The following is a 16,165-nucleotide window of genomic DNA, read 5'->3' on the forward strand; positions in this document are numbered from 1 at the left end:
TTGAAAAAATGATTCAAAAAAAATGAGACCACCCTTTTGAGTGACCTCATTCTACATTGACCTGTATATTTTGAGTTAATTACTTGGCAGGGGCGGGAGCCACTGGTGTGGGAGCCGGAGTTGGTGGCACCGTTATAATTTGCCCTAAGGCCGCGTCCACCTGATCTAAAACACTTTGAGGTACTTTATTAGCGATTAAAGTAGCTTTTAAAGCCAAAAGATTTTGGGCCGAAGTTACCTTAAGTTGTTGCTCATTGGCCTGATTTTGCAAATCGAACTCTTGCTTTTTTTGAGCGATCATTTGATTGGCCGATCCTGTGAAAATTGATTCAACCGCAGAAATCAATCGGTTTAAAATTCGGTAAACCAAGCTAGCAGAAAAACCACCCAAAATGGCCAAAATTGGTTTCAGTAAATAAGTAGCTGAATCTAATGCCATTGTTGAATCCTTGGTTTGCTCATTTGGCCCAATAAATACTACGAATAATTCGGAAAGCAAAATACCAGCTACAATCCCCAATACATATCTCGACCAATAAGTTGACGAATACTTGGTATCGAAGGTGCCTGCGCTAATGTAATTATTCATTTCAAACAAGGCATAAAAGCCAGCCCCTACACTTGCCGCAGACATTAGAAATAGAAATCGTACAGCCTGACTCCAGCCCTCGCCTTGTAACATGCTCATTTGAATGTTATCGATGCTCACTAACCCCGACAAACTGGTGAGAATCAGTGCTATCAGTGAAAGGATACAAAGCATCATAAACTGCCGTACAATGGGCAAGGGGCCTAAAAACTTGAATCTATTGATAGAGGCTTTATTCTTAGCAAAGAGAATTAAAGTACCGGGCAAAGCAGGCTTCACTTGTTCGGCCAAATAGTTATACACGCCCATTAGTGTAGCGCTATCTAAAGTCTTCTCATCTTGTTCCAACGGTGCTACCTGCTGTACATCGATTTGCTTGCCATTCTTCAAAACATAATCAAACATTATTCGACACTCATGATAAATTGAGCCTTTGAGGGTCTCGTTTTGAGGTACAGGAATGTCTGTAGATGGTTTTTCTGGTTCCATGGTTTGGTTTTAGATTTGGTTGATTCTATAAATATAGAACATTAAACAATTCTACATATTATTATTCTACCCAAACATTAGAATAAAAAACCAAAATAAAGATTTTAAGCCCTAATCATAAAGAAATTCGAAGGCACTTCTGTAGCCACCAATGCTTTGCACGTAATCAAGTACAGCATTATAGAAAGCATCTTTTCCCAAAGTGGCCGAGTCGCCAACCACCACCAGCTTTGATTTAGCTCGTGTCATGGCTACGTTCATTCTGCGGTACTCCTTCAAAAATCCGATTTCGTTTTTATCATTAGAACGAACCAAACTGATGAAAATCACATCGCGCTCTTGACCTTGAAAAGCATCTACCGTATTGACTGAAATATCTTCTTTAAATGGATCTAGTAATTCTTCTGCATGAAGTAAATCGCGTAGCAGTTCAATTTGTGCTTTATAAGGCGCAATAATTCCGACACGTTGTCCTTCTGTAATCGACTTACTCAAAAGCTGTATGATGAGTTTTGCCTCCTCTTCATTATAAGTACTGAGTGTCTCTTTCTTCACTTTTTCAGAAAAACCACAACCAGCGGTATCTATAAACTCGAACCTCGCTCCTTCCAACTCTTTGTCTCGAAGCAAAATTTCTGGCGCTACTTCCAATTTGCCTTCATAAAAATAGTCGCTGGAGAATTTCATGATGTGTGGATGCATTCGGTATTGGGTTTCCAACATTACATCACTTTTTGTGCGCTCTATCGCCTTTTTGAAAAGCGTTTCTTCCAAACCATCTCTTCCAGCTTGAAGTGATTTTACTGTGGGAGGCAATTGTAAGTGATCTCCCGCCATTATTACGCGGTAAGATTTCAGAATTGGAATCCAACAAGCTGGCTCTAGTGCTTGACTGGCCTCGTCAATGAATACAGATTTAAAAACACGATCGCGCACCAGCGGATGAGTAGAACCGACCAAAGTACAGGCCACAACTTCTGCCCGCCCCATCAGGTCTTCTGTAATTTGCGATTCAATTCTATCAGCATCTTGACGAAGTAAACGTGATTCTTTCATGAGTAAATCACGTTGAAGCTTTTCTTCTCGCCCAAACTGGCGTTTATATTTTGTGCCCAGCTTTCTGTATTCTTCCGATTTCTTTCTAACCTCTCTTAGTTCTTTAAAATAGTTGTGCTTGGAAATTTTCACATCCAAACTATTTTCAATCACTTCTGGTGTTAAACGTGCGGGATGGCCTAGGCGCAGCACATCTAAACCGAGATTATCGAGTTTCTCTACAATCAAATCCACAGCTGCATTGCTCTGGGCGCAAACCAAAACTTGCCTCTCGGTTTTCACTACTTCTTTTATGGCATTGACCAAAGTAGTGGTTTTTCCCGTACCTGGAGGACCATGAATAATGGCTACATCGCGTGCATGAAAAATATTGGTAAGCGCCTCGTTTTGTTTGGTGTTTAGATTTACCGACTGATATTCAAAACCCGATTTGAATTCTGCAAGTTTGGCGCCATACATCACTTCTCTTAAATCGGCTACTCTACCTTTATCTGCTTTCAGCACTAACTCCAAAGCACGATTCATCTCGCGGTAAGAGCCTTCATCAAAAAGTAAATTGACCCCGATTTTCCCTTGCTTCAACCAATCTGGAAGATCGCTTACGTTCAAGGCCACATGCATTTTTTCCCGCCTCAGAAAACTAATTACACCAGAAACCGCTTCGGCTTCATTTCCATGACCCGAAAAAACACTGACTACCGCCCCCACCTGAAAAGAGTGATTTTGATCTAAATGCGTAGTGCGATCGAGTTCTAACGTATAGCGTTCGCCAGTTCCTATGTAGCGATTCATCAACTGTACGGGGTACCAGGTTACGCCTTGTCTTCTGCGTTCTTCGATGGATGTATTGAGCATTTTTCGCTCATATTGAGCGTAATCTTCATCTTTTTCAACCTTTAATAATTGTATTAATTGTTGAATGGATTTTTGGGCTTCGGTCAAAAGGATAAGCGTTTTGTTTGGGAGGGTAAAGTTAGCGCATTTAACCGCAGAGGTCACAAAGCATCGCAAAGTTTAAGTATAATCGTCACTGCGAACGCTTACGCCTTAGCTTTAGCGTTGGCGCAGACGCAGGTCATGCGCTAACAATGGGTTGTAATGAAGCAGTCTCTACATGAGAAACGGTGAGATTGCTTCACGTACACTTATTTACTTCGATAAACATTGGCAGGTTCGCAATGTCGGAAGAATTTGAACCGCAGAGGGCACGAAGAAACACAAAGTTTAAATAGAATCGTCACTGTGAGGCAACGGCCATGCGATAGCAATGGGCTGTAACTAAGCAGTCTCTACACTAGTAGCGGTGAGATTGCTTCGGCACCTTTCTTTGCTAACGCAAGAAAGGTTTCTCTCAATGTCGGAAACGAGGAGGATTTACTTCATACTGGCTAAACTACTAGCTTCTTGTTCTTTCCAAAGTAACCTTTGACTTGGTGCAAATACCGCCAAAAGGTGGGTTGTGTTTGGCTACGCTTACTTTCACTTCTGAAACTGATGAAAATCGTTCAAAAACACCATCAATAATTTCTTGGCCTAGTTTTTCAAGCAATTTGGCTGGAGTAGCCATTCTGTTTTTGACAATCTCATAAAGCTGAACGTAGTCAACGGTACCAGATAAATCATCTTGTTGAGCGGCTTTAGAAAAGTTGGTGGTTACTTCAATGTCTACTGAATAACGATTCCCGATTTTGCGCTCTTCCTCATAAAAACCATGATAAGCATAGAACTCCATGCCCTCCAAGGCCACTTTATCGGTATTCATATTAATCTACTCTATCGAAAAACGATCCTTTTTTATCTTCAGAAGGAATATCTTCATTTTCAGGTTCTTTCTCCTTTTTAAGGTCGACTCCAAGAAAACCCTCTGCCGACTCATTGGCTTCCTCTATAGGCTCATCAGAAACATCTGCCAAATCTAGATTAGACAAATTTTCATCAATCGGTTCTTCTTTAACCTCTTCTTTCACTTCAATTACCTCAGCTACTCTTTCAGGAGCCTTGGCCGCCATCATCTCATGCACCGGCTTTTCATCGCCACTACTCTCATTTACCTCTCGGCTAAATTTCTTGGCTTCCTTCAAAATCGGTTTAATGTCTGCCGGAAATTCTTCGTGTCTCTTAATCTTCTCAAGAATATCAGAAGTCAACATTTTCAACTCCGACATCATTGAATTTTTATTGGCACTCAAGCTCTTGAACACTTGTTCCAACTGGCGGATTTCATCCTCCATGTCTTCCACAATTTCACTGGCTCTATTTTCAGCGTCTTCAATAATATTCTTGGCCCTGCTTTTGGCTTCGCTCATTAAAGCATCTGCTTTCATCTCAGTTTCCTTCATGTGAAGCTCAGCCGTTTTGGTGGCATGCTCAATCATGTTGGCGCCTGTGTCTTCTGCCGTTTTTAGGGTTTTGAAGAGTGAATTTTCTACTTCGCGAAGCTTCTGCACTTCTTTTTCAGCAGACTCTAATTTATATTTTAGCTCCTTAGTTTGGTCTTGAAGTTTCTCCCACTCCACCGACAGGGATGTCAGAAAAGCAGTTACTTCATCTTTATCGTAACCGCGAAAATTCTTTTCGAAAACCTTTTGCCTAATTTCTAAGGGTGTAATGTTCATTGTTTGGAAAAATTAAAATTTGATGTCCCAGATGGAAATACTACGGTCATCACTGGCCGAAATTAATAGGTTGTTATGAGCAGTCCAAAGCAGCTTGTTTACAGAAGTTCCATGTCCTGCATGTCGTGCCTTGTCTATAACTTTAAGGAGTTGATAAGTCGAGGCATCCCAGACCTTTATAGACTTATCCATGCTACAAGTTACAAAATGTTTGTTATCAGGACTAAATTCGATATGGTTTATTGCATACATATGGGCAGCAACGGACTCTTTCAGGGTATAACCGTCTATAACATCCCAAATTTTCAACTTCGCATCCCTACTTCCACTGATTAAGAAACGTTCATCGGGACTGTATCGTACTGAAAAAACCGAAATTTTGTGTGCATCAATTTCATGCACCAATTTCCACTCTCTTAATGAGAACACCCTGATTTTATTGTCGCTATAGCCAACAGCCAAATGACCACTGAGTTCCGAAACGGCTAGCGTTCGTGCACTTTTTTCTGAATTACGAATGACATGTATGGTCTCAAGAGTTTTGATGTCTAGAATATGCACTTCGCCATTTCCTTGGGCTACAATAATTCTGTCTTTCAACACCTTTATATCGAAAATTGCCGCTGCCGAAAGTTTGATCGAACCCAATTCTTTTTTATTCTCCCAGTCAATAATGTGCAAGCCATCCATATTTTGACCAACGATCAGCGCATTTCTTTCTGGGTAATAACACAGCGCATACACCGAACTAGGCACTTTAGCAATCATTCGGCCTGTTTCCATATCATTCAAATCCCAAAGCGCTACCACGCCATCGGCACCAGCTGAGAAAAACTGATGTGTTTCAGGGCCAGGCGCTAGTGCATAAACACAGTCTTGGTGTCCGCCTACGGTATTCAGTTTTTTGACGCTTACTTGTGTCATAGGTTTTGAAAAGGATTATCTTTCGCGTTGATACAAAACTAAGTATTCAACCTGCTAAGCCAATTAATAATTCATGCCTTTATTTCTAAAAGCAAATATTACAGAAGAAGTTTGCTTCGCGATATGGAAAATTGAGGAATCGGAAGCCGAACTAACCCAGCTTTACCAACCCAATTTGGCAGAAAGTGAAGTATTGGCCAGCTTCAAAGTAGAGGCGAAAAGAAAAGAATGGCTTTCGGCTCGCCTAGCATTGAAAAAACTTTTTCCTGACCAGCACTATAAAGTAACAAAGGACGAATTTGGCAAACCGCACATTAGCCTAGAAGGTGTTGAGATTTCAATTTCCCATGCGAAAAATTATGGCGCTGCAGCCTATAGCTTAAAAGGCCCCATTGGTATTGACATTGAGCACGACCGTGATCAAATTAAGCGCATCGCCCATAAATTCCTCCACCCTACAGAAAAGCCCTGGGCTGAGAACCGAGTAGATAAGCTAACCCAAATTTGGTGCGCCAAAGAGGCATTATATAAGCTGCATGGCCGTACTCAACTTATTTTTGCCGACCAGTTGATAGTGGGCCAACCCAATTTACAGCAGCAAGCCAGTGGCCAAATTATAGAAAGTGGTATTAGTTCAGTCTTTAATGTTCAATGGTTAAAAGAAGCCGACTTGAATTGCTGTTTGGCCTATTGAAGACTTGCCTAACATGTAATTGCTATAAATAATAGCAAAATATTCCTTACATTGGTCACTATCATCTTGAGCTCGTCTCAAGATCTACCAACTGACAACGACCAAAACTTATGAAAAACCAAAGCATCTCAAGCCTCAAAAGCACGCTTGCCATCCCTTTGGCAATGGCTATTATCTTAATCCCATTCTCATTTTTAATTGGTTGGAACATGACCAGCATGGTGGTTTTCTGGTTTGTACTAATTCCTTTGGTGAGCTACTTGGTACCCACAAAGATTTTCAAAAGCACTAAGCCCATAAAGGAATCCGTTATTGGGCTGACCATTTTTTACGCCCTAATGACTTTTATGATTTATGAGCACAGCGACTTTTTGCAGCTGATGCTGATCAGTTTTGTGGTCAATATCTTAATCCTCTTTTTTATTCAGCTAGATAAAAAGGTGAATAAGGAGGTTGTGGGATAGATTTTTATAACGCACAACTGTCGCAGGTTCTACAAACCTGTGACTTCTAAACTCAAGAACTTCTTTCGCTTTATTAAGGAGTCATTCCTTTATCTGCACTCAGAAAAGGCTCCCTTCAAGATAACTCAAAATAGGCTCAGGCAGAAAACACAACACTTCATAAACTGAAAGGCGCTGTCTACTTACACAAAAAATGGAAGTGAATTCATTCTCAATTTATAGCTATATGATTTTGATAAACTAAAAGGCTGTTCTTTCTTTGCCCAAAACAAAAAAACAGCTTTATGTTTAAGCAGCAACTGCTTTCTATCCTTACAATATTTATTCTACTTAGCTCTTGCTCTTCAGATGACGACCCAAGGGACAATTACCCTCAAACCAGAGATATTACGATGTCCGTGTCTTCATCAGATAATGAAAGAATGTCCGACATTACCTTCAGTATAGATGGTACCGGAATAGAGGTTTCTGATTTTTCTAGTAGTGACTCTCACCTACCGCTAAGCAAGGATTACCTCAATAAAACTATCCCCTACTTTACCGTATTAAATATTACTTATCGCGATAATTCTGGCGGAGCTGTCGGTGTTCCTTTTGAGCCTTATAACATTACCCTTACGATACGTGTAGATTCTGAAATCAAAGCAGAGAAAGAGATTACAATTACAGAATCGGGTACAGTAGATTATATAGAGTTTATCTTTGAGTAAGAAAATTCAGGCACGCTTATCATTTCTTGGCATAATCTAAAAACAATAGGGGGTGTTCAAATCTAGCATCTAAAAAATAGCCCTACGGGATGATTGCCTGACCAACCTTATCGAAACTACTCGTGTCTAAGCAGATATGAAAAAGCTATTTGTTCTCGCTTTACTTACGCTTGGTCTCTTTTCTTGCGGAAACGAAAACCCGTCACAAGTGTATCGAGAGTTTCAAAAAGATCGTAAACTCGGGTTTATAGCACATCACCCTAGCGACCCGCAAATACCTGTAGTTTCGGAAGGTGAGCATCTAGTATTCAAATACACCTACGTACACGAAGAAGATGAAAACATTGCCGATGACGAACTTTCAGAAATCTTCTATCTGGAAATACCTAAGGGCCTTAGTTCGTTTACATACAATAGCACCAATGAAGGAGAGAATGGGGTCATCAATGTTGCGTATCGTAAGTCCTGCTATTGCGGATTCAGTGAGTACACTTTAGAAAAAGCGATTATCTCGGCTTCAAAAATCAATGATTATCAGTGGCAGATTTCTTTCGATGTGATATTTAAAGATGATCACAATCAGGAATCGGCCTTAAAAGATGTTGGCAGGTATACACTCAATACAGATGAGTATTTTTGATCAATAGGAGTTCAAAAAAAATGTCCTGAACCAAAAACAGGTCCAAGACATTCGTGAAAATTAATCAAGATAAAATCTTCTTATTCACCTTGGCTTAAAGAGTAGCCTCTTTCACCATCGAAGTGATATAAATGTTCTGTTTTAATAAAATCGAAACCTTCTTTTTGAACGCGCTCCAAAATTTCAATAATATCTGAATTATTTAGTGCTTTGCCTTCTGGGTTGGTAAATCTACATCTCCAGTGATCAGATTTGAAAATTTCGTCCATTCCGTTCGGGTAAACCACCACACCACGGTTAGATACCTGGGCTAATTTCAGTTTATCGGTAGAAACGTTTTTTAATAATCGATCGCCTATTTCATTAGCATCTCTGCTTTCACCTCTCCAGTCAATAAATACATCAACGCCAACCAACTCTTTCTTTTTAGCAGGCTTTTCAGGTACAACCACTTGAATTTTAACATCTGGGTTATATTTAACCGCTTTCAGTTTTTCTGGCACTTGACCCAACCTTTCGATTACCGCATCGGCAAACTCTCTTGTACCCACTTTCTTCACACTTCTGTTCTGTCTATACACATCACCTGTATGAATGCCGTCTTCCAAAGTTTTCAACCAAGCGTTTTGAATCAACTCAGCTTTATCCGCTTTACCTAACTGAACGAGCATCATAAATGCACCATTCAATAGTCCAGATGGATTGGCCATGTCCTGTCCAGCAATATCTGGCGCTGAGCCATGAATAGCTTCGAACATCGCATAGTTAGTTCCAATATTGGCCGAACCTGCCATACCCACTGAACCTGCCACTTCCGCAGCAATGTCAGAAATAATATCTCCGTATAGATTCAAAGTCACTACTACGTCCAATGATTCTGGACGAGCCGCTACTACAGCCGACCCAATATCAATAATCCAGTGATCCGACTCAATTTCTGGGTATTCGAGTCTAACTTCATTAAATATTCTGTGGAACATACCATCAGTATGTTTCATAATGTTGTCCTTTGTCATACAGGTCACCTTTTTTCTACCGTATGCTCTGGCATATTCAAAAGCGTATCTGATGATCTTTTCCGAACCCGGTTCAGAAATCAGTTTCAAGGTTTGAACCACCTCACTTGTTTGCTGATGTTCAATTCCAGCATATAAATCTTCTTCGTTTTCACGAACAATCACCAAATCCATGTGGGGGAAATGTGAAGGCACAAATGGAGGGTAAGCTCTGAATGGCCTAACGTTGGCAAACAAACCAAGTGATTTTCTGATGGTTACATTCAAGCTCTTATAACCTCCGCCCTGAGGTGTGGTAATAGGCGCTTTAAGTAAAATTTTATTTCTGCGAAGTGTTTCCCAAGACTCAGGGCTAATACCTGATTTATGTCCTGCTTTGTACACTTTTTCACCAATTTCAATCACATCATAGCCCAAACCTACATTGGCGGCATCCATAATACGAATGGTGGCGTCCATAATTTCTGGACCAATTCCATCACCATAAGCGACTGTAATTCTATTTTGTGTTTCCATAAGTGCTTGAATGAATTTTTCTTGAATGGCTGCAAAGGTATCAAAGGAAGCTTTTAAAAGGAATTAAAAGGTAAATTTATCGTCTTCCGCTCATCAGATATTTTGAGCCAACTACTTAACCTTGCTTTAGCCTTTTTAGTTTTCTTACATTGCTACTATCTTTGCAGCTTACTCAACTTAGCAATGGACTCATACCAGAATATAAAATTCGAAAATAAAAGCGGAGTCGTACACCTTACCATTAATAGGCCCGACAAGTTAAATGCGCTCAACACTAGAACTGTTGAAGAAATTGGAGAGGCCTTCCAGGTAATTTATGATTCTACCGATGTAAAAGCGGTAATCATTACTGGTGAAGGTGAAAAGGCTTTTGTGGCTGGCGCTGACATTTCCGAAATCGCAGAACTTTCAGAGTTAAATTCAAGAAAATTTTCAGAACAAGGTCAAGAAGTTTTTGCCAGTATAGAAAACTGCCACAAACCAGTTATCGCTTTAGTGAATGGTTTTGCCCTTGGTGGTGGCTGTGAATTGGCCATGGCTTGTCACATTCGTATTGCTACTGAAAATGCAAAATTCGGGCTTCCAGAAGTAAACCTCGGAATTATCCCTGGTTTTGGAGGAACACAAAGACTGACGCAATTAGTAGGCAAAGGAAAAGCCTTTGAATTAGCGATGTCTGGCGATATGGTAAAAGCTGACGAGGCAAAAGCCTTGGGCTTGGTAAACCATGTAGCTGAAACCAAAGCTGAGGGTCTTCAAAAAGCAGAAGAACTATTGGGCAGAATTACCAGCAAAGCGCCTCTAGCTGTGGGCATGGTAATAGAATGTATCAACGCGGTGTATACGAACGACATTGACGGCTATCAGGCGGAAGCCAATAGTTTTGCGAATTGCGTGAAAACTGAGGATTTCAATGAAGGCACAAGAGCTTTCTTAGAAAAAAGAAAACCTGAGTTTAAAGGAGAATAAGAGGTTAACTTCAAAGGATTTAACGGCAAGTCATAACATTGAACATGGTTTGGCGTTAAATCGAAAATCGAAAATTCATCTATGGCTCAAAGCATAAATACTTGTAGCTTCGCTTTATGAGTCAAATCAAAAAATTGGCGAGCCAAACGGCTTATTATGGCATCAGCAGCATTTTGGGCAGAGTGCTCAATTTTGCTTTGGTGCCATTCTATACCCGAATCCTTCCTGAAGAGGAATATGGGGTCGTTATCCACCTTTACGGTATCGCTGCTTTTCTGAACATCATTTACACTTATGGTTTAGAGACTTCTTTTTTTAGGTTCACCACAAAAAACAAGTCTATTGATGCCTACCATTATACGGCCACCGCAATTCTATTTACCAGTATAATTTTCTCTGGTTTTATTTATTTGGATGCCGCCTCGTTGGCCAATTTCACGGCTGCCTCAGAGCACCCTGAGTATTTACAATATTTGGCGGCCATTGTATTTATTGACGCCATCGTTTCCATCCCCTTTGCAAAACTTCGGTTGGACGATCGGCCTATAAAATTCGCATTAATCCGACTTACAGTAATTGCAGTTACCATTGGCTTGAACTTGTTGTTCCTTTTGGCCTTTCCGGCCATTGCCAATGGAGAATACCTAAGCATACTTCAACCTTGGGTTCAGAAAGTTTATAATCCAGAGATCGGTATTGGTTATATTTTCATTTCCAACCTTATCGCCAACAGTTTATACTTACCAATGCTGTTTAAAGAATTGGCACAAATCAGAATCCGATTCAAATGGTCGGCATTCAAACCTATTTTGGCTTACTCCTTCCCTATTTTCTTAATGGGTTTAGCCGCCATGTTCAACGATCAGGGCTACACCATTCTATTTAACTTTCTTTTCGATGATCCAGAAAAAGAGCTCGGGGTATACGGAAGTGCATTTAAATTGAGTGTGCTGATGATGCTCGGAATTCAGGCCTTCCGTTATGCGGGCGAACCTTTCTTTTTCTCTCATGCTGAAAACAAAGAAGCACCGTCTCTATTCGCCAAAGTGATGCACTACTTTGTAGTGTTTAACATTGCTATTATGGTGGCTATTGCCGTAAATATTGAATTAATAGCCGATGTTTTCTTAGGCCGACCGGGCTACAAAGCTGCGCTGTACGTGTTGCCAGTATTGTTAATAGGAAAGTTATTTTTTGGAGTTTATGTAAACCTCAGTGTATGGTTCAAAATTAAAGACAAAACAATCTACGGCACTTATTTTACGGTTATTGGGGCGCTTATCACACTATTAGGCCATTTGTGGTTGGTGAGAATTCCTTCCATTGGTTATTTCGGATCGGCCATTTCGGCCTTGGTTTGTTATGCTGTAATGTGTGCCCTATGTTACTATAAGGGTAGAAAAATCTTTCCTGTACCTTACGATTTCAAAAAACTCTTCTTGTATTTAATCATTGCGGTGGGAGTAATTTATGGATCAAATCTTATTTCTATTTCCAACGCTTATGTTCAATACGGAATTGATTTGTTTGTCACGGCAGTCTTTTTTGTAGCCATTTATCTTTTAGAAGGACGTGGATTTAAGTATAAAACCGTTGAAAAACGCCAATAACATAACTCTATATACACTCATCAGAAAGCTTAAACATAGCCCACTTAAAATGTGTTTCTTGATATAATTGAAAAACCGGTGAAGAAATACCTCCAACTATCCCCTTTCGTTTTTGCTTTTCTGCTGTTTTGCAGCAGCATGGAAGCTATTGCCCAAGAAAAAACCGAAAAGAAGGAAAAAGAGAGTAATGAAGTTTCGAAATACGACAGGGCCAATGCTGAATATTTAATGATCGATGCCCAAAAATTCTACTTGTTAGAAGACTACGAAAGGGCTATCGCTTTTCTTGAGCAATCTTTAGAAGTTGACAAAAACAATCACGCGGCTTATTTCAAATTAGGAGAAATCTATTTGATACAGCGAAAATATGACAAAGGACTAAAGTCGATTAAGAAGGCGCAAGAAATTAAGCCCGACAATAAATTTTATTACATACTTGCTGCGCAACTACACAAGTCGCAAAGTAATCTACAGGCAGCAGCTTCGGAATATGAGTTAATGCTTAAAAACTCCACAGACTATCGCGAGTATATACTGGATATCGCTGATGTATATGTGGGTTTGGGTAATTATGATCGCGCAATCAAAATGCTCGAGCTGACGGAAGAAAAATACAACTCTCCCCATAAATTCACTACACAGAAAAAGGAATTACTACTTCAGGCCGGAAAGAAAAAAGAAGCGCTCGACATGCTGAAAAAGCTAACTGAGGATTTTCCTACAAATGAAAGCTACAAACTAGAATACGCTGATTTACTGGCTTCTACGGGGCAAAAAACCGAAGCAGCAGACATTCTTAAATCTACAAATACTTCTACCTCCTCTAACTTCTTATTAATCAACTTAAAATTAGAAGAAGGCGACTTTGAAGCTGCTAAACCAATGATTTCTGAAATCATGACCAATAAGGAAGCAGACCTCAGCTCAAAGCTTGAGTTAATGACTAATTTATCGGCTGCTGGATTAGACAAAATTTCTCTCTCCTTTTTAGATCAGCAGCAAAAAACGCTGTACTCCATTTACCCTAACGATGTGGAAGTGATTAAAACAGGAGAAAAAGTTTATAGCGCCTTGGCCGAAAAAGCAAGTCCAGAAAATAAATCAGCATATGAAAGCCAAGTGCTTACTGCGTTAAATCAACTGAAAGATCTTAATCCATCTGACTACGAAGTTTGGAATCAACTGTTGACCAAGGCTTACAATCAAAAATCTTGGGAAAGCCTGCTAACTAATAGCGAAGACGCTCTGAGCTATTTCCCTAACCAAGGCCTATTCTATTATTACTACGGAAATGCCCAGCTTTACAGTAGCAAAGGCGATAAAGAAGAAGCGAATTCCGCATTCGATCAGGCTTTAAAGCTGGCCAGAAATGATGAAGCTTTGGCAAGCAAGATTCGAACAAAGAAATTGGAATTTGCTTTGGAAGAAGGCAATGTGAAAGAAATTGAGGAATATATCCCTCCCAAAACCACATCTGGCAAAGTAGATGATGGCGCAGTTCAAATGTTTTTGCGATACCTAAATGCTAATAGCGATCAAGAAATCATAGAAGGTTTAAATAAATCATTGGATCGTTTAGTCAAGGAATATCCATCAGACAGTGATTTATTTCATGTGAAAGCAAAGGTTTTGTTTCAATTAGGTAGATTCGCAGAAGCGAAACAGTTGATAGAGAATTTCTTGAAGCAAAAATCAGCCAACATTACAGGTGGGCTTCTGGAAGTTTATGGTGACAATCTTTATATGTTAAACCAAATTGACGCAGCTGTTGAGCAGTGGAAAAAAGCAAAAAACACGGGGAACACTTCCGATAAAATAGACCAAAAAATTGCAGACAAAAAGTACTACTAGTAGAGCAAAACTGCTCATCCTCATTGTTTTTTCGGCTTTCTTTTTAGAGTCATGTAAAAGCACTTTCTTAGGAACAAATACACGGGTAAAAGAAGAGTTTCAAGTGGCAGAAATTCCTTTCGAGTATTTCTCTACCAAAACAAAATTTAAGTTTAAAGATGGGGAATCGAAGACCAAAGCTACTGCTGATATTCGAGTAAGAAAAGATAGTTTAATCTGGTTTAGACTTACGCCAGGCTTGGGTATTGAAGGAGCCAGAGGAATTATTACCCAAGATTCACTCTTAATGATTGACCGGGTGAACAAATCCTATTACGCCTATAGCTTTCAGGGGCTTAGCGAAAAATTCAACTTCGAATTAAATTTTGATCTTTTTCAATCGGTACTTATTGGAGATATGCCCATTACACAAACCGCAGAAGATGACATAGTAGCACAAGCCAATCAGTTTACAATTGTTCAAAGAGTTGGAGACCTGACTATTATGAACCAAATTGGCAATAAAACGAAGAAGTTAGAGAAACTCACTGCCAACACAATCAAGAGCAAAAACACATTAGAATTAAAGTACACTGATTTCAATATGCTCGAACAATTTGTGTTTGCCTTTAAAGCAGATATGATTTTACAGTATTTTCAAGACAATAAAAAAGGTGAAATTACGATAGATATTGAGCATAACAGAGCCAGAATTGAAGACGAACCACTTACATTTCCTTTTAGTATTCCCAACAACTATGAGCGTAAATAGGGCATTTATAGTCCTTTCCTTATTCTTTTTATTCGTGGGTTTTGACAGCACAGCTCAAAATCAAAGGAAAACTTTAGAAAATCAGAAAAATGAGATTCTAAAGAAAATTCAAGAAACGGAACGTATTCTCTCTCAAACTTCTACCAAGAAAAACAGTAGCATTGGCCGTTTAAGAGCGCTGAACGAGCAAATCCAAACCCGTTCTTCTTTGATTAGTGCCATTAAGAGTGAAGTAAACCTACTGGACAGCGAAATCTCGGAAAACCTTTCCATCATTCAAGCCATGGAAAATGACCTAACTCAGCTAAAAAAGGAGTATGCGGAAATGATTTATACCACCCAGAAAACCAGCAAAGGTTTTAGTGAAATGACTTTCCTATTTGCCTCATCTACTTTCAATCAGCTGTTTATGAGAATGAAATACATTAAGCAGTATTCTGAGGCACGAAAAAAACAAGCCGAACAAATCAAGATTGTTCAAAGTAGTATTGGTTTGCAAATTGCTGAAATTGAAGCCCAAAGAAAGAGTAAGCAATCATTACTCAATGATGAGCTCACTGAAAACAATAAACTTGAAGAGCTTAGGGGTGACCAACGAGAACTAATTACCAAGCTTACCCAAGACGAACAAAGAATCAAGAAAGAATTAGAAGAACAGAGAAAGGCTGAGAAGCAACTTTCAGAACGTATCGAGGCGATTATCGAAGAAGAAAGAAAGGCTGCTTTGCTAGGCTCTGTTGATATGACTAAGCTAACTGAGGCATTTGCTAAAGAAAAAGGCAAATTACCTTGGCCTGTAGACGAAGGCTTTGTCTCTTCTAAATTTGGAGAACACCGCCACCCAACCATTAAAACCATTACCATAAATAACCTGGGTGTTGATATTCAAACATCAGAAAATGCTACCATAAAGGCTGTATTCCCAGGCAAGGTAAGTAGTGTAATGTCTGTTCCGGGTTTAGGAAACAGTGTGTTGATTCAGCATGGAGAATACTTTACGGTATACTCAAAGTTAAAAACTGTGGTTGTGAAAAAAGGAGATCAAGTTCAGGTTGGTCAGGCATTAGGGCAAGTACTTACCGATAAAGACAATATTTCTCAGGTCAAGTTTAGGGTTCATTTCGAGAAGTCAACATTGAACCCAGAACTATGGCTTCAAAAACGATCGAAATAAAAGAGAGCATGGGCTTTATTCTATAAAAATAAGTCTAGTAGATTTTAACCCTAGCGTACAAATTCCGTTGACAGAACAAAATCGAATCAATTGACTT

15 protein-coding genes are annotated in these 16,165 nt (G+C 39.6%); 9 read left to right on the top strand and 6 right to left on the bottom strand.

From position 1 onward, the window contains the following. Nucleotides 1-79 precede the first annotated feature (79 nt). The 5 genes from MB14_RS00065 to MB14_RS00085 form a co-directional block, all read right to left on the bottom strand. The gene (locus MB14_RS00065) at nucleotides 80-1,078 is read right to left on the bottom strand and encodes a hypothetical protein (protein WP_062587418.1); all 999 of its coding nucleotides are present in this window, start codon (nucleotides 1,076-1,078) and stop codon (nucleotides 80-82) included. A 111-nt stretch (nucleotides 1,079-1,189) separates the two neighbouring features. Then, nucleotides 1,190-3,076, bottom strand: a complete 1,887-nt coding sequence (locus MB14_RS00070) for an AAA domain-containing protein (RefSeq protein ID WP_246032621.1) — start codon at nucleotides 3,074-3,076, stop codon at nucleotides 1,190-1,192. A gap of 454 nt (nucleotides 3,077-3,530) precedes the next feature. Then, nucleotides 3,531-3,896: a dihydroneopterin aldolase gene (gene folB / locus MB14_RS00075; protein WP_062587421.1), complete on the bottom strand. Its 366-nt coding sequence runs from the start codon at nucleotides 3,894-3,896 to the stop codon at nucleotides 3,531-3,533. A 1-nt stretch (nucleotide 3,897) separates the two neighbouring features. Further along, nucleotides 3,898-4,749 carry a DivIVA domain-containing protein gene (locus MB14_RS00080; protein WP_062587423.1) on the bottom strand — a complete coding sequence of 284 codons (852 nt, stop codon included), beginning with the start codon at nucleotides 4,747-4,749 and terminating at the stop codon, nucleotides 3,898-3,900. A 12-nt stretch (nucleotides 4,750-4,761) separates the two neighbouring features. Continuing rightward, nucleotides 4,762-5,673 carry a WD40 repeat domain-containing protein gene (locus tag MB14_RS00085; protein WP_062587425.1) on the bottom strand — a complete coding sequence of 304 codons (912 nt, stop codon included), beginning with the start codon at nucleotides 5,671-5,673 and terminating at the stop codon, nucleotides 4,762-4,764. Between the two features lie 73 nt (nucleotides 5,674-5,746). Here MB14_RS00085 and MB14_RS00090 point away from each other — a divergent pair, with 73 nt between their 5' ends. From MB14_RS00090 to MB14_RS00105, 4 genes are all read left to right on the top strand, one after another. Next, nucleotides 5,747-6,367, top strand: a complete 621-nt coding sequence (locus MB14_RS00090) for a 4'-phosphopantetheinyl transferase family protein (protein WP_062587427.1) — start codon at nucleotides 5,747-5,749, stop codon at nucleotides 6,365-6,367. Nucleotides 6,368-6,477: 110 nt separating this feature from the next. Continuing rightward, entirely contained in the window at nucleotides 6,478-6,831 is a 354-nt protein-coding gene (locus tag MB14_RS00095; RefSeq protein WP_062587429.1) for a hypothetical protein, read from the top strand. 284 nt (nucleotides 6,832-7,115) lie between these two features. Continuing rightward, on the top strand, nucleotides 7,116-7,541 hold the full coding sequence (locus MB14_RS00100) for a hypothetical protein (RefSeq protein WP_062587431.1): 426 nt from the start codon (nucleotides 7,116-7,118) through the stop codon (nucleotides 7,539-7,541). A 136-nt stretch (nucleotides 7,542-7,677) separates the two neighbouring features. Continuing rightward, nucleotides 7,678-8,181, top strand: coding sequence for a hypothetical protein (locus MB14_RS00105; protein ID WP_062587433.1), 504 nt, complete (start codon nucleotides 7,678-7,680; stop codon nucleotides 8,179-8,181). 80 nt (nucleotides 8,182-8,261) lie between these two features. Here the strand turns inward: MB14_RS00105 and MB14_RS00110 are convergent, their stop codons facing one another. Continuing rightward, on the bottom strand, nucleotides 8,262-9,713 hold the full coding sequence (locus MB14_RS00110) for an NADP-dependent isocitrate dehydrogenase (protein WP_062587435.1): 1,452 nt from the start codon (nucleotides 9,711-9,713) through the stop codon (nucleotides 8,262-8,264). A gap of 183 nt (nucleotides 9,714-9,896) precedes the next feature. Between MB14_RS00110 and MB14_RS00115 the strand changes: the two genes are divergently transcribed. The 5 genes from MB14_RS00115 (at nucleotide 9,897) to MB14_RS00135 (ending at nucleotide 16,068) form a co-directional block, all read left to right on the top strand. After that, on the top strand, nucleotides 9,897-10,682 hold the full coding sequence (locus MB14_RS00115) for an enoyl-CoA hydratase/isomerase family protein (RefSeq protein WP_062587438.1): 786 nt from the start codon (nucleotides 9,897-9,899) through the stop codon (nucleotides 10,680-10,682). Between the two features lie 116 nt (nucleotides 10,683-10,798). Beyond that, complete coding sequence (locus MB14_RS00120; RefSeq protein WP_062587440.1) at nucleotides 10,799-12,292, top strand: lipopolysaccharide biosynthesis protein; 1,494 nt, start codon at nucleotides 10,799-10,801, stop codon at nucleotides 12,290-12,292. A 78-nt stretch (nucleotides 12,293-12,370) separates the two neighbouring features. Then, nucleotides 12,371-14,143, top strand: a complete 1,773-nt coding sequence (locus MB14_RS00125) for a tetratricopeptide repeat protein (protein ID WP_132644089.1) — start codon at nucleotides 12,371-12,373, stop codon at nucleotides 14,141-14,143. Next, nucleotides 14,121-14,894 carry a lipoprotein insertase outer membrane protein LolB1 gene (lolB1, locus tag MB14_RS00130; RefSeq protein WP_062587444.1) on the top strand — a complete coding sequence of 258 codons (774 nt, stop codon included), beginning with the start codon at nucleotides 14,121-14,123 and terminating at the stop codon, nucleotides 14,892-14,894. The genes MB14_RS00125 and lolB1 overlap by 23 nt, the downstream gene beginning before the upstream one ends. After that, a complete protein-coding gene (locus tag MB14_RS00135) occupies nucleotides 14,881-16,068 on the top strand; it encodes a murein hydrolase activator EnvC family protein (protein ID WP_062587446.1) in 1,188 nt (395 codons plus the stop codon). The genes lolB1 and MB14_RS00135 overlap by 14 nt, the downstream gene beginning before the upstream one ends. Nucleotides 16,069-16,165: the final 97 nt, after the last annotated feature.

The sequence above is a fragment of the Roseivirga ehrenbergii genome, assembly GCF_001593005.1.
Taxonomy (GTDB): Bacteria; Bacteroidota; Bacteroidia; order Cytophagales; family Cyclobacteriaceae; genus Roseivirga; species Roseivirga ehrenbergii.